Source organism: Flavobacterium sp. ENC (assembly GCF_020991415.1).
In the GTDB taxonomy this organism is placed as follows: domain Bacteria; phylum Bacteroidota; class Bacteroidia; order Flavobacteriales; family Flavobacteriaceae; genus Flavobacterium.
In genome coordinates, this window is the sequence record NZ_JAJMOY010000011.1 from 41,098 (window position 1) to 56,083 (window position 14,986).

11 protein-coding genes are annotated in these 14,986 nt (G+C 38.5%); 7 read left to right on the top strand and 4 right to left on the bottom strand.

Features of this window, described 5'->3' with window-relative positions:
* Window positions 1-12: 12 nt before the first annotated feature.
* Genes pgl through gndA form a run of 3 tightly spaced genes read right to left on the bottom strand, consistent with a single transcriptional unit; the run spans window position 13 to window position 3,670 of the window.
* Window positions 13-729: a 6-phosphogluconolactonase gene (gene pgl, locus LPB89_RS20030; protein ID WP_230703416.1), complete on the bottom strand. Its 717-nt coding sequence runs from the start codon at window positions 727-729 to the stop codon at window positions 13-15.
* On the bottom strand, window positions 726-2,243 hold the full coding sequence (gene zwf / locus LPB89_RS20035) for a glucose-6-phosphate dehydrogenase (RefSeq protein WP_230703417.1): 1,518 nt from the start codon (window positions 2,241-2,243) through the stop codon (window positions 726-728). Before zwf ends, pgl begins: the two co-directional genes overlap by 4 nt.
* 20 nt (window positions 2,244-2,263) lie before the next feature.
* Window positions 2,264-3,670: an NADP-dependent phosphogluconate dehydrogenase gene (gene gndA / locus LPB89_RS20040; RefSeq protein ID WP_230703418.1), complete on the bottom strand. Its 1,407-nt coding sequence runs from the start codon at window positions 3,668-3,670 to the stop codon at window positions 2,264-2,266.
* A 362-nt stretch (window positions 3,671-4,032) separates the two neighbouring features.
* Here gndA and LPB89_RS20045 point away from each other — a divergent pair, with 362 nt between their 5' ends.
* The 7 genes from LPB89_RS20045 to LPB89_RS20075 all read left to right on the top strand — a co-directional run bounded on the left by LPB89_RS20045 (window position 4,033) and on the right by LPB89_RS20075 (window position 14,092).
* The gene (locus tag LPB89_RS20045) at window positions 4,033-4,599 is read left to right on the top strand and encodes an RNA polymerase sigma factor (RefSeq protein ID WP_127336535.1); all 567 of its coding nucleotides are present in this window, start codon (window positions 4,033-4,035) and stop codon (window positions 4,597-4,599) included.
* 276 nt (window positions 4,600-4,875) lie between these two features.
* Window positions 4,876-5,721 (top strand): FecR family protein, encoded by an 846-nt coding sequence (locus LPB89_RS20050; protein ID WP_230703419.1) that lies wholly within the window; start codon window positions 4,876-4,878, stop codon window positions 5,719-5,721.
* 85 nt (window positions 5,722-5,806) lie between these two features.
* Complete coding sequence (locus tag LPB89_RS20055; RefSeq protein WP_230703420.1) at window positions 5,807-9,040, top strand: TonB-dependent receptor; 3,234 nt, start codon at window positions 5,807-5,809, stop codon at window positions 9,038-9,040.
* 491 nt (window positions 9,041-9,531) lie between these two features.
* Window positions 9,532-10,833, top strand: a complete 1,302-nt coding sequence (locus LPB89_RS20060; protein WP_230703421.1) for a hypothetical protein — start codon at window positions 9,532-9,534, stop codon at window positions 10,831-10,833.
* 148 nt (window positions 10,834-10,981) lie between these two features.
* A complete protein-coding gene (locus tag LPB89_RS20065; protein WP_230703422.1) occupies window positions 10,982-11,827 on the top strand; it encodes a T9SS type A sorting domain-containing protein in 846 nt (281 codons plus the stop codon).
* 101 nt (window positions 11,828-11,928) lie between these two features.
* A complete protein-coding gene (locus LPB89_RS20070) occupies window positions 11,929-12,702 on the top strand; it encodes a hypothetical protein (protein WP_230703423.1) in 774 nt (257 codons plus the stop codon).
* Between the two features lie 34 nt (window positions 12,703-12,736).
* Window positions 12,737-14,092 (top strand): S41 family peptidase, encoded by a 1,356-nt coding sequence (locus LPB89_RS20075; RefSeq protein ID WP_230703424.1) that lies wholly within the window; start codon window positions 12,737-12,739, stop codon window positions 14,090-14,092.
* A gap of 141 nt (window positions 14,093-14,233) precedes the next feature.
* Here the strand turns inward: LPB89_RS20075 and LPB89_RS20080 are convergent, their stop codons facing one another.
* Window positions 14,234-14,902, bottom strand: coding sequence for a response regulator (locus tag LPB89_RS20080; protein WP_230703425.1), 669 nt, complete (start codon window positions 14,900-14,902; stop codon window positions 14,234-14,236).
* Between the last annotated feature and the right edge of the window lie 84 nt (window positions 14,903-14,986).

The window sequence follows — 14,986 nt, forward strand, 5'->3', positions numbered from 1 at the left end:
CGAAAAAGTTTGTTACGCTTTCTCCGCAGCCTTTTTATCTACTAAAAATAAAAGTTCTCCTGAAACAGGTTTAATTAACTGCATCGGATAAAGGGAAGGATTGTAAGCTCCGTGCAGTACTTCTTTCAGGGCATGTGCTTTCTTTTCACCAAAAGCGACTACGACAATTTTTTCTGCTTTATTAATCAGTGGAGCAGTCAGCGTAATACGATGCATGTTCTGGGATTCAAGACGGTAGGCGCTTACCCATTTTTCCTGTTCGTTTAATACCGCTTCCCCCGGAAACAGCGAAGCCGTATGACCATCATCTCCCATTCCCAGTAAAATCAGGTCAAATTTTCCCTCAGACCCTAAAATACTTCTGATGGATTGTTCGTATTTCACGGCATAATCTTCAGCTGAAATGCCGTCTTCATACATGGTAAATATATTTTCCTGCGGAATTGGCACATGGCTTAAAAGTGCCTCAAAAGACATTTTGGCGTTGCTAAGGTTATCCTCAAGCGGAACCCATCGTTCATCGCCCCAAAAAATATAAACCTTGTTCCAGTCAATTTTCGTTTTATAATCGGCTGAAGCCAGTAAGCGGTAAATACCTGCAGGGGATGAACCTCCCGTAAGTACAGCCGAAAACTTACCTTTATCGCTTATTGCTTTTTGGGCAGACGCCACAAAAATGTCTGCTGCTGTACTATTAATTTCTTCTATAGTATCAAATATCTGTATCATTTTACTTTTTCGTTTTCAGTTGCTGTATTGGAAACCCACGCATGTCCTTGTCTGGCCAGTAATTCATCTGCGGCTTCCGGTCCCCAGCTTCCGGCTTTGTAATTCGGAAAATCAACAGGGGCATTATTTTTCCACACTTCCTGAATCGTATCGATGGCATCCCAGGCCTGTTCTACCTGATCCCAACGCATGAATAGGGTAGGATCCCCCGCCAAAGCATCGGAAAGCAGCGTTTCGTAAGCTTCGGGCGACATTGTAGAACATTGGAAATAATCGAATACCATTTCTGCAGGCCGCAACGAAAGTGACAGCCCTGGCTTTTTGGTCATAAATTGCAGCTTGATATCCATTGATGGCTGAATATTGATAATAAGTCGGTTAGGCGTCATTCCTTCATTTCCATATGAAAAAGAGGAATGGGGCACAGGTTTAAACTGAATGACAATCGAAGACTGTTTTTCCTGCATTCTTTTTCCGGAACGCAGATAAAACGGAACGCCCTGCCATCTCCAGTTGTCCAGGTATATTTTCATGGCCACATAGGTTTCCGTATTCGAGTCCGGTGCGATTCCTTTATCCTGGCGATATCCCACTACAGGATTGCCTTTTATAACGCCCGCATCGTACTGGCCTCTCACTGTATAATGATCCACTTCTTCGGGTTTGATGCGTCGAATAGAGCGTAAAACATCTGCTTTACGGTTTCGGATATCATCGGCGCCCAGTGAAGCCGGAGCTTCCATAGCCGTCATGCATAAAATCTGAAGCAGGTGGTTTTGTATCATATCCTTCAGAGCTCCGACTCCTTCATAAAATCCGCCGCGTTCTTCAACGCCCACTTCTTCGGCCACAGTAATCTGGACAAAGTCAATGAAATTACGGTTCCACAAAGGCTCAAACATAGAATTTCCAAAACGGAACGCAAGGATATTCTGAACGGTTTCCTTACCTAAATAATGGTCTATGCGGTAAATCTGCTCTTCTTTAAACGTTTGTGAAAGCATTTCGTTGAGTGCAATCGCTGACGTTTTATCGTAGCCAAAAGGCTTTTCAATAATAATACGGTCCTGACTGACATTTGGCGTAAGCCCTATTTTTTTGATATAAACCGAAATGGTACTAATAAAGGAAGGTGCAATGGACAGGTAAAAAAGTCGATTGGCACGGATCCCGAAGAGCTCATCAATACTGGTTAATTTTGAATTTAATTCATGATAAGATTCCTCCTTGTCGATATCATGTCTTAAATAGGTAATATGTGAAACGAAGTTTTTAGTTTCATCCGGTGAGAGTGTCGCTTTTCTTGAAAACGTGTTTAAATTTTCTAAAACGTAATTGCGAAACTCCTCATCGCTTTTTTCCGCCCTTCCCAGTGCTATAATCTGAAACTTTTCCGGCATACGGCCGTCAAGGAACAAATTTTGAAAGGCGGGAAAGAGCTTTCTTTTGGCAAGGTCACCTGATGCCCCAAAAATAACGATGATTGTTGGGGTGCTATTCTTTACTTTACTCATTTTTTGCGTCGCTTAAGTTCTTAATCATTCCATTCCGTATGAAAGACACCCGGGGCATCGATACGTTCGTAAGTATGCGCTCCAAAATAGTCACGCTGTGCCTGAATGAGGTTGGTTGGAAGATTTTCAGATCGGTAAGCATCAAAATAAGCCAGTGAGTTCATTAGTCCTGCTACAGGCAATCCTTTTTGTACGGCATACTGAATGACTGCTCTGGTTCCGGCCTGACTCTGATTCAGTTTTTCTGCAATAGTATCATCTAAAAGGATGTTGGCTAAGTGGGGTTCTGCTGCAAATGCTTTTCGGAAATCTTCCAGCACATTGGCACGAATGATACAGCCTCCACGCCATATTTTGGTAACAGTCTCCAGATTTAATTCGTAATTGTATTCTTTAGAAGCCGTTCTAAGCTGTGCCAGTCCCTGCGCATAGGTAATCAGGATAGCAAAAAACAATGTTTCTTTAAGGGAATCAATGGCTTCTGCCGTATTTACAGCTGGCGCATCAGTATTCCAGATCAGTTTTTTGGCTGCCTCAATTCTTTCAGGTTTGCTTTTCGACATGTCGCGCATCACTACTGCAGCATCGATGGTCGGAACCGGAACCTGAAGGTCCATGGCATTCTGGGAAGTCCATTTTCCTGTTCCTTTAGATTTGGCCCAGTCTGATATCTGGTTGATAAGTCGTTGACCGTTAGTGTCTTTTTGTTTCAGGATATGGCCTGTTATTTCGATCAGGTAAGATTTAAGATCATTCTCGTTCCACTCTTCAAAAGTTTTCTGAATCGTATCTTCATCGAGATTATAACCTCGTTTCATCAGGTCATAAATTTCCGAGATAAGCTGCATAATTCCGTATTCGATTCCGTTGTGAACCATTTTAACGTAGTTCCCTGCAGATCCGTTTCCTAAATATTCTACACAAGGTTCTCCGTCCACTTTTGCTGCTATAGCTTCAAAAATAGGGCGCAGTCTTTCGTAGGCTTTTTTATCTCCTCCGGGCATCATACTTGGACCGAATCTGGCACCTTTTTCACCTCCGGAAATTCCCATACCGAAAAAGTGGATTCCTTTAGCCGATAATTCGAGGAACCTGCGATCTGTATCGGTAAAATAAGTATTACCGCCATCAATGATAATATCGCCTTCCTCAAGGTGCGGAAGCAGGCTCTGAATGGCGCTGTCGACAGGTTTTCCGGCAGGAACCAATAGCATTATAGCTCTTGGACGCTGTAAAAGCCCGACAAAATGTGTAACGTCTGTTGTTGCTTCGAGTGTATGTTCGGCATCAGCTTCCTGCTGAAGAGAGTTGACCTTTTCGGCATCTAAATCCAAACCTGCTGCGGCAAATTTTTGGCTGGCAATGTTTAAAAGTAAGTTACGGCCCATTACGCCGAGACCGACAATGCCAAAATCAAATGTGTTCATAGTTTTCAAATTAACTAAATTATTAGTGTGCTGTTGTTCACAATACCGCAGGAAAATACGCTGTATTGCTTATGTGGTGCTAAATTAGACAAAAAGGTTGGAATATTAAACAATTAAGCCCGGCCTTTAAATCTTTGACACATAAACAGCTCATACAGCTAAATATAAGGAAAAGTCGCATAAGACGGAGAGGTTTCCGAAGCTGCTTTTTCAAACGCGGCGTAAATTATTTTTTTGTTATAAAATGACTGTTGGTTCGCGATCAAATATTAATAAATCATTAAATGACCGGGCTGATAAAATAACCGATGTTAGTTTAAGATAATTTTGTAAGGATTGTTTACCTATTTTAAAACTGCATTATGAATACTATTTTGATCACCGGATTGCGCGATGGAGACGATTCTTGTTTTAAGGAAATCTATGAGCTATATCATTTCAAGGTATTTTGTTTTGTAAAGAAATATACAGCCCAGCTTGCAGATGCGGAAGATATCACGCAAAATGTCTTTATTCATCTCTGGAAGTACCGCACTAAAATTGAGCCGGGAATAGCCCTGGATGCTATTTTGTTTAAGAGCAGTAAACAGGAAATTTCAAAATGGTATAAAAAACAAAATAAAATTATTTCGGTTGAGTACCTGCAATTGGTAAAAGAACTGGACAGTTCTGAAGAAATTGACGAGAATATTTCCGTGAAAATGGAAAAATTAGAAATGCTCTTGCAGCAGATTCCCGAGAAAAGAAGAAAAATTTTTACACTGCATAAATTTGAAGAAATGAGTTATAAGGAAATTGCGATAGAAATGGGCATGTCTCAAAGTGCCGTGGCCAATCAGATTTCCAAAACACTGCAATACCTGAAAAAGAATTCCGTAAAAAGCTACGAACTGTACTGGTTTGCTTTACTATTCCTCAACCAGTATTAAGAACTTCCTTTTTATTTTACTTCCCTGCCTTATTCCCCCTGAAAGTATCAGGCAATGATTTGAATCCGGGCTCTTATGTAAATTAAATGTAACCTCTTTTTAAGTGTTTTTTGATAAAAGGCTGTATACTAGGGCTTTGTTTATATTTATTTTTTTACATCATTAACAAAACGTTAAGTGTCCTGTACCCCCGTGATTTTTTGAACCCGAATAATCTAATGTAGTTAAGCAGGAGATATTCAGGTTTCCCTGTACAATTAATTTTACGGATACATAATGAAATCGAACAGACTACGTGAAGAATGGGATGCGTTGCCGCAGAAAGGAATATTCTCTGATGAAATAAAATTCAGGATGTGGAACAGGATCCAGAATGCCACAATTAAAAAGCGCAGACGTAATTATCAAAAAGCAATTGCGGCCTGTATAATTCTTTTTATCTCTGTTGCAGGCTATCAGTCTTTTTCTGCATTAGATTTTGCTGCAAGTCCAAAAGTGCTCACTCAGACGTTTCCTCAGGACATCCGATTGCTGCGCTTGTCGGATGGAACAAAAGTCTGGGTGAATGAAAATACCCAAATCGAATATCCGGAACATTTTGCTGCCAACGAACGAATCGTCACATTAAAAGGGGAAGCTTTTTTTGAAGTGGCACGAGATACCACAAGGCCTTTTATTATTAGCTCCGGGGATATCAAAACAACAGTGCTGGGTACTTCTTTTGATGTGAAAGCCTACGGAAAAATAGCAGAAGTAAATGTAAGGACGGGTAAGGTAAAAGTAGAAAGCTCCCAAAATACTGTTTTTTTAGAAAGAGGGGATGCAGCCCTGCTTAGTCCCGAAAATAAGACCCTCAAAAAACACAGAATAACGGTTTTGGAACCGGAATGGAAAAAAGCACTGCTGGATGTTGATGGTTTAAGTCTGGTGACTGTTATTCAAAAATTGCAGGCAGATCACACTTTTACGCTCGAATACGCCAGTGAAAATTTAAAATTACTGCAGCTAAAAGGAACCCTCGATACCAGACAAGGTGTTCCGGAAATATTGCAGACCATTGCTTTTGCTTTAGAGGTAAAGATCAAACCCGTTGCTAACAACACCTATATCGTTAGCCAATAGCAAACAGCCTTGTTGCAGTTTTCCAAAAATACCACAAAATAGAAACTAAAATAAACCATACACACCTAAAACAAATTATTTACTTATGAGCGATTTTTTCAGGCAATTTTCAATTGCCGTACAAATTCTGTTTTTTAGCCTGTTTCTCGGTACAGCAGAGATATATGCACAATCTGGCACTGTGTCAGTAGATTTCAGGAATGCTTCTCCAAAAGATATTTTTGAAAATTTAGAATCCCGGACTCCCTATCGCTTTATTTATCAAAAAGACATCGATTTTAGTAAACCGCTTGTCACGCTAAAAAAAGACAATGTCAGCATTGATGTGATATTGCAGGAACTTCAGGTGCTGACCAACTTAAATTTCAGAAGAAACAACACCAATATTGCGGTCAATAAAAAAATAGCTTCCACCAAAAAGGTGGGTAATATTTCGGGAAAAGTGGTCGATAAAAACGGTCTTGCTTTACCGGGAGCTTCAGTAAAAGTAGTGGAGACCGGAAATACAACGGTCTCAGATTTCGACGGAAATTATTCTTTTAGTCTGGAAGAGGGAACTTATGCGCTGGAAATCAGTTACGTATCCTTTCAGACGCAGAAAATTACCGATATAAAAGTTTCCGCTGAATCGGATGCTGTATTGAATGTAGTGCTGAAAGATGATGCCGAATCACTAAATGAGGTGGTCATTACCCAAACCTATCAGAAAGCGACTGCCTCAACAGAAGGAATGCTGTTGCAGCAAAAAAAAGCGGCTCAGTTTTCGGATGGTATTTCTGCCGAACAAATTGCCAGAACACCGGACAAAGATGTCGGAAGTACCTTAAAAAGAATTACAGGCGTAACGACAATTGACGACAAATATGTAGTCGTGCGTTCTATGGGCGAACGTTGGAACCAGGCAGTAATGGATGGTGTGAATCTCCCGAGTACCGATCCCAACCAGCAGCAGTTTAATTTTGATATCATTCCGACCGCTATGGTAGAAAGTGTTATTGTCAGTAAAAATGCTACTCCGGATATGAATGCCAATTTTGCGGGTGGATATGTAGAAGTGAAAACCAAAGATATTCCAAAGAAAAATTTTATGACATTCACTATCGGAACTTCCTACAACAGCCGAAGCACTTTTAAGGATCGCCTGACCAAACAGGAAGGGGAAAACGATTATATCGGATTTGATGATGGCAGCAGAAGTTATCCTTCCGGTTTGGTCAATATCGCTGTACCTACTACCGAAGCGGCATCAGGGCCATTTTTAGAACAATCCAAAAGGTTTACCCAGGATAATTTTACAACCTATAAAACCTATGCAGCACCGGGAACTTCGATGCAATTTGCAGTAGGCCGGGTGTATGAATTGAAGGACAATAACAAATTTGGTTTTGTGGGTTCCCTTATTTTCAAAAACACACAGGATCAGTTAAAAATTGACCATACCGAAAGAGGAACGTTTATGACCAACTCTGAGTTTACGCCGGAAAAAGAAAATGGGTATTCAACTTTCAAAAGATACGGATATAAAAATTCAGGTGCTTCCTATAACTTCAATTCTACATTGGGGGGGATGTTTAATGCGGGAATTCAGTTGGGAAAGCATAAAATTACAACCCGCAATACCTACATGCATATGTATGACAATCAGCTTACGCAAATTACGGGCTGGAATTTTTATGCCGGAAATATAGAAGGAATTGTAAACGGAAGTTACCTGCCTTTAACAAAAGAAACAGATTATCCGATTTACCAGACTTTTATCCAGAATAAAATAGAAGGAAATCATCGTTTTGAAAATTTCGAAATCAATTGGTTTGGTGCGTATGCGAATACTTCCAAAGACACTAAAGACGCCACTTTTTTAACCAGTAACAGAAGAAAAGTGGGAGACGATGTGCAGCTGTATCAGCAAATTTATAATTCTGATCCGGATGTATTTAAAAGATCCAATTTCACTAATAATGAAAAAGATTATAACGTCGGAATCAATTTTAATTATGCTTTTGATATTGGGGAATCCATTAAAAATAATGTGAAGGCAGGTTATTTCGGTACTTACAAAAAAGCGACTAATCAACAGGAATCTTCCGCGCTGAATGTAGTAGGGCAGGGAACCGATAAAGCTATTGTTGATTTTCCAATCTCCCAATTGCTCGACGGTTCGTATTATCGCTGGGGTGGCTTCGGCTGGAACAGAATTGCCAGTTACGGTAACGAATATATAGGAGATGTTAAAATTCATTCTCCTTTTTTAATGCTCGATAACAAAATTACCCAATACATACGATTGGTATGGGGTATGCGTGCCGAAAGTTATGTGTACACCCAGATTGCCAGCCAGTCTGATAATTCGGGCAGTTTTGAAACCGTACAGAAAGACGATGATATCTGGCAATATCTTCCTTCGGCCAATCTAACAGTAAGCCCGACCAATAAAATGAATGTGAGGCTGGGGTATAACAAATCGGTGCTGCGTCCGCAATTTTCAGAACGACTAAATATGCCTTATTACGATCCGTTACGCGATGCAAAAGTGCTGAATTATACGGGCGGTATCGTTTCTACTATAGTCGATAATTATGATTTCAAGACCGAGTGGTTTCCTTCGCAGGGAGAAATCCTTTCTTTTGGAGTTTATTACAAAAACATCAAAAATCCAATCGAAGGCGTTACACAGATCGGAAACGACGGAGGTTCTCGTACCATCTTCAATATGAATTCCGACAGCGCTAAACTTTTCGGAGTGGAGTTTGAAATTTATAAAAACCTGTCTTTTCTGGGTGAAGGAGATCTCTTAAAGAAAATATTCCTGTGCGGTAATGCGGCATTCAATGATACGAAGGTTACCGGATATGTAAACATTGATGGTACGGGAGGACTTTATGAAGCAAACAGGCCTTTATACGGTCAGGCGCCTTACAATTACAATTTAGGTTTGGACTATATAGGAGAACGTTTCGGATTTAGTGTCAGACACAATGCCATTGGTGATCAGTATATTTTAGTAGGGTTTGATTATCAGGCAGAAGAAATCAGAATGCCGTATGCGGTTACGGATGCCCAGATCAGCTATAAGTTTTTTAAGGAAAAAAATTTAGAACTCAAATTAGGGATTAAGAATCTTTTTGATACGGCTATCGAGACTTATAACAATGCCAACAGCTATTCGAAAATTCAGGATTTTGAATATGGATCCAATCCAAGGGATCAGACCGCGTTAGGTGCCGGAGCAACAGATAAATATGATCCTTATATCGACCGAAAATTGTTTAAAGCCTGGAGCGGAAGAACCATCAGTTTTTCTATGAATTATTATTTTTAGTAACATTAGATTGTCGATTTCAACAATAAAAGACTACTAAAATTAAGAAAACGTTAAGGATAAATTTTAACGTGATTTTTTCGGCTGTTGAAATCTAATATATATAAAGGACCATAGATTTTTTAATAACCATAAAATCGGTCTTCAAATTAATTTCTTTGAAAAAGGGTTGCAAGTAATACTAAACATTTCAGACGTACATAATCTGCAAAAAAAACCAGACCGGAAAGCGGATCAAAATGGTACAATAGATTTTCACGTTCTCCAATATTTTCGGTAGTGTTTGTTTCCGTTTAGAAGAGAAATAACCCTTTCGCTGTGCCCTGAGAGTGAAAGAAGAATAAACAGGGATAAGTTTCCGGCGGTAAAGCGGAAGCTTATGATAAAAGACTTTACCAAAAGGAAAGGTCAGAGGGAAGAAAATTTGCTGCTCTCCCCAAAGACCTCATATGTAAAATACAAGCAGCAAAGTTAATCAAAATTCAGTTATCATGAAAAAAGTTTTTTTGTTCGCGATTGCCATTATTTTCTTCAATTCTTGTCAAAATGATGAAGCAAGTTCTGATTCTTCATTTGCAATGAAATCTGCCAGCGCAGATTATTCAGGTTATCCTTCCACAGTACAAACTGTAAGTGGTAACATTACTACTAATACTACCTGGACAAACGACAGAGTTTGGGAAGTGAGTGGAGTTGTTCGTGTAATAGGGGCAAAATTAACTATACAACCTGGAACTTTCATCAAAGCTAAAGTATTAGCTAGTGGTGCTACAGGTGTAGTAGTAATTACTAAAACAGGTCAGATTGATGCTCAGGGTACTGCAACAGCGCCTGTAATCTTTACAAGTTATAATTTGTTAGACGGAAATGCTGCTACAAAAGCAACTCCCGGAGATTTTGGCGGAGTTGTTCTTTTAGGAGATGCTCAGGTAAATACAGGTGTGACTACTAATATTATTGAAGGTTTAGGAGATCAGCCAACACCTTCTGATTTTTATTACGGAGGAACTAACAATACACATAGTGCAGGAGCTTTAAACTATGTTCGTATCGAGTATGCAGGCCGTATTTTAGATGCAGCTACAGGTGTTGAAATCAATGGTTTAACTTGTGGTGGTGTTGGTAGCGGTACTGTTATTAATCACGTTCAGGTATCTTACGGAAGAGATGATTCATTCGAATTCTTCGGAGGAACAGTAAATGCAAGCCATTTAGTTTCTTTTGCACCGGATGATGACAACTTCGATTTCGATTTTGGTTACACAGGTACTATTAACAAAGCGATAGCGATTGCAGATAAAAATTCAACACACAGTTTAAGCGGTGGAAACCCGGATTCAAACGGTATCGAATTAGATAACAACGCAACTGGTACATCTACTACACTTATTACAAGACCGGTAATTTCTGAATTATCTATCATTGGTGCAAGTGCAATTGCAGGTGGAGCGCTTTATGAAAATGCAATCCACGTACGCAGATTAGGACAAATCAGCCTTACAAATGCTACGGTAACAGGATATGTTACAGGAATCAGATTTGAGTCTCCTTCATTACCAGCAAGTTCTGCAAGAAGCTTTTTATCAGTACATGCTTTCACTGATCCTATATTGCCGGTTGGAACATCTTTAGGTGCAGGAAGTTCTCCAGCATCTACTGCTACTCTTGCTGATTCATGGGGTTTAACACAACCATTTTTTAATGATGGTACATTAAACTTAGCAGGAGCTACAGGTGCATTTAAGACAGAACAAAACTGGACAAACACCTGGACAAAATTTATTAATTTCTAATAAATACCATAATTATTAAATAACTTAACGGGGCTGTCTAAAAAGTGTGTTTATTGTTTTTTTACTAAAGAGGAGGATATATCGTATGCAGTGTTGGTATGCATCTGTCCTCACTTTTTAGGCAGCCTTTGTTTTAAAAATCAAAAAAATGAAAAAAAAATTACTTGTATTTGTTTTTATGCTTATTTCCGGAATCGCATCTGCTCAATTCACCATATGGGAGGATGATTTTGAAGATTCAGATGTGTCTGACTGGACTTTAATAGATACGGACGGAGATGCCGTTAACTGGATTACGCGTACCAATATTCAGGTAGATGAAAATTATGCTGTGATAGAAGGTACTTACAAAATATTAGGTACTTATAATATCAATACGGAAACGCTGGAGTCTCTTGGACATACACAAAAAAACTGGGCAATTGCTCCGGCAGTCGATTTGTCTTTTTACAGCGGCGGAATGCAATTAATCATAAATGCACAAAAAGCAATATTTGATGTCACTAATAATCTATACGTTTACGCCTCTGTCACAGATACGGCTCCGGGTTCGTTTACCCAAATCGCTACTGTAGAAATAAAAAGACAAGATATGATGGCTACTGAATTTAAGGATTTTACAGTAGATATTTCTCAGTTTGCAGGTCAGTCTCAGGTATATTTCGCTCTTGTAAGCGCACCCGACCTTGCTATTGGTTACGAAATAGACAAAATTTCAATTACGGCGGCTTCCTTAGGACTAGGTGACGTACAGGGAAAAAAAGCAACAGTACTAAAACAAAATCCTGTAAAAGAGTATTTGCAGCTGCAGTTAAGCGATGCTTTGAATGCATCCGATATTGCCCTAAAAATATACAATACAAGCGGTGCATTAGTTAAAAATACCAAATATAGCGACTCAGGTATTTTATTGGATAATCTGTCCACCGGTGTTTATTATCTGGTTTTGGAGGATGGGGAAAGAGTCGAAAAAATCAAATTTATAAAAGAGTAAATATTGCTTTTTACGGCTGTATTTAGTAAGTCGTTTTTTGGAAGCAAATCCATTAAATCAGAAATCACACATCATTTTTAAATAATTTACAATTATAACGTATGGATAATTTAGTTAAAATAGTAATTGCTTTTTTAATCACAACTATTTTTCTTTCCTCTTGTACCAATGACAATTTAACTCCCTTAAATCAGGAGCAAAAGGCGGGTAAAGTGGTCATAAAAGGATATAATGCAATGCCCGATTCCATTCAGGTTTCGTTAGACGGCAAATTGCTGATTATAGACAAACATGACGCTTTTTTGAAAAAAATAGAAAAAACATACGAATTTGTATTTTATGATAACAGTACTAAAACAATCGAAATTATCAATAAAAAAACAAAGCAGGTTTTACATTCCTATAATTTCACTACTGCTAAACCGGTCGATACACTTTCATTTTATGCCAAAGAAAATATTTGGATTGAAAATGTACTGTCTCAGAAACCCGGAACTCTGAGTACAACAAAAAGCACTGGATACCGATTTATTTTTCCAAACTTCAATTTGTATGCAAAGAGCAGCTATACGGGTACTCTCGATGCGATTATCACAAAAGCAAACGGACAGGAAATCGGGGTAGTTCAGAATATAACCAAAAACAGTTTTAGTGCTTTTCTGGAATTCCCTTTCAGTTCACCGCCGATCATCAATATTGAGTTGGTAAAACATGGAACCAATGAATCGTACATACCCGGAAAAAAAGTTACTTTTCAGACCATTATGCAGACCAATAAATCCAAGTTAATTGTTCTGGAAGAAAAAGCCGATGCCAACGGTGTTTTTTCGGGAGTAGACGGCACGATCAATTTAACCGACTATTTTTCTTTTTAAGTTTTAAAGTACCAATTTGAATGCTGCCCAATCCATGAAAAAATATCAATTTCTTTTTAAAGGTCTTCTTTTGATTCTTTTTTCCCTGGCGGTTTCCTGCCAAAGTGAAGACGAGCCTGTTATTTACCAGGAGGGCAGTACCGAATATGTAAACAGCTGGATGTACGAACAGATGAAAAAGTATTACCTGTGGAGTGAAAACATGCCGGATCGCACCAGTTTGTCTTTGGATTCAAAAGAATATTTTAAAAAATTATTGCAGGCAGACGATCGGTTTTCTTATGCTACCCATGTTTCGTCACCGGATACATTTCCTAAAAGTATCCGAAGCAGCTACGGATTTGACATGGCTGTTATAGAACATGAGGGGCAAGTTTACGGAATGGTTTTATTCGTACTCTCAGATTCCCCTGCTGAACGAAACGGAATGAAAAGAGGCCAACTTATAAAGTCCGTTAACGGAACGGTATTCAACAGGCAGAATTTTGAGCGCCTTTATCTTGATTTAGGCCATTCAGATCAGGCAAAATTAGTGGTAGCGGAATATTCTTCATCATCCGGTTTTTCGGCAGCGAAGGAAATAGAAATAATACGCGGTTTTACCTTTTCCCAACCGATGCTGCACAAGGTTATTCTAAACAATACAGAAAAAACCGGATACCTCTCAATTCCTCATTTTGATATTGGACTGGCATCACCCTTATTGCAGGTTTTTCAGGATTTTAAAAATCAGGCTGTTACTAAAATCATTGTTGATTTGCGATATAACGGAGGCGGAGATGTTTCTTCTGCTGCGGCATTAAGCATCATTTTGGCGCCTGATATTAAACCGGATAATTTGTTTATAAAGTTTAAAGGAAATAAAAACGGAGGTCTCGTAAACAAATCGTTTAAGGAAGCTCTGGAAATGAATGAACCTTCTGTCAGTTATGACGCATTGCGCGCCGCACATCCAGCCATTCAGGAAGTGTATGTTTTATGTGGAAGCCATACCGCTTCGGCTTCTGAAATTATCATAAACAATTTGAAACCTTTTATGAAGGTCATTACCATAGGCGAAAAAACGGTCGGAAAAGATGTGGCCGGTTTTGCAATAGAAGACAACAGGATTTCCGGTCAGCAGGGATGGGTTTTATATCCGGTTATTTATAAACTGTTTAATGCTGCCGATGAAGGCAATTACAACATGGGTATAACACCTTCCGTAATTCTAAATGAGATTCAGGACCTCGAAATATTTCCTCTTGGAGATACCAGGGAAATTTTAATTCATCAGGCTTTAAATGGCGCTCCAGCTGCAAAAAAGAGTGCTAATTCTTCTGTACACCTCATTCCCGTCAAAGCAAACTATAATGATGCAGACTCTCTTCTTCAGGTTAATTTTAATTAGTTATGGGTTAGGAGTTATGGGTTATGGGTTATGAGTTGAGAATAAAGAATAAAGATGGAGGACTAAAATCTATATTCTACGATCTATTTTCTATATTCTAAAATCCAAAATCCAAAATCTAAAATCTAAAATCCAAAACCCCTACAATAACCCTAATTTTTTAGCTTTCTCTATCAAATCCTTATCACTTCCTTTTCCTTGTAAAAGCTGATCTTTGATGCTCGCTTTTCTTTTTTCGATGGCACTCATGGATAGCGGAATATAATCTGGAAGATTCACTGTCTTAACTCCCTCGGAGATTAGAATTAAAATATGATTGTCGTGGTTGTCCCAGTTTATATTCTTCTTAAACAATTCCCTTTGTGATTCTATAATCGTCTGACTCCGGAATATTTCTCCATCCATGATTTTTTTGCAGATTACAGGAAATAATTCAAAATTGATATCACTTTTTGCTATAAATCCTTCGGGTTTCAGGCTTTTAATGATCTTATCTACTGTCAAAGGTTCACTGTGCATCGTCAGAAGTACTATTTTACAATTTGGAAATCTTTGCCGCAGTAATAAAGCCAGATCCGTACCATTATTGATATTGGCCTTTTTGTAGGAAGGCAGGTTAATATCAAGTAAAGCAAAATCGATAGTTTCGTTTTGTTTCAGGTAAAAATTTATTTTATTGTAGGCATCTTCACAATTGTAGCTCTTTATAAAATCTGGAGTTTTATTTTGATAATTTGTTTCAGTTAGTAGGTTAATATAACTGTCAACTGTCATGGGGTGATCGTCGACTATCAAAATGTTAAAAATCATATTTATTTAATTATTTGTAGCAAATCTAACTAAATATTACGGATAATCCGTACAATTAAAATAAATCTTCTTTATTTTTTTTCC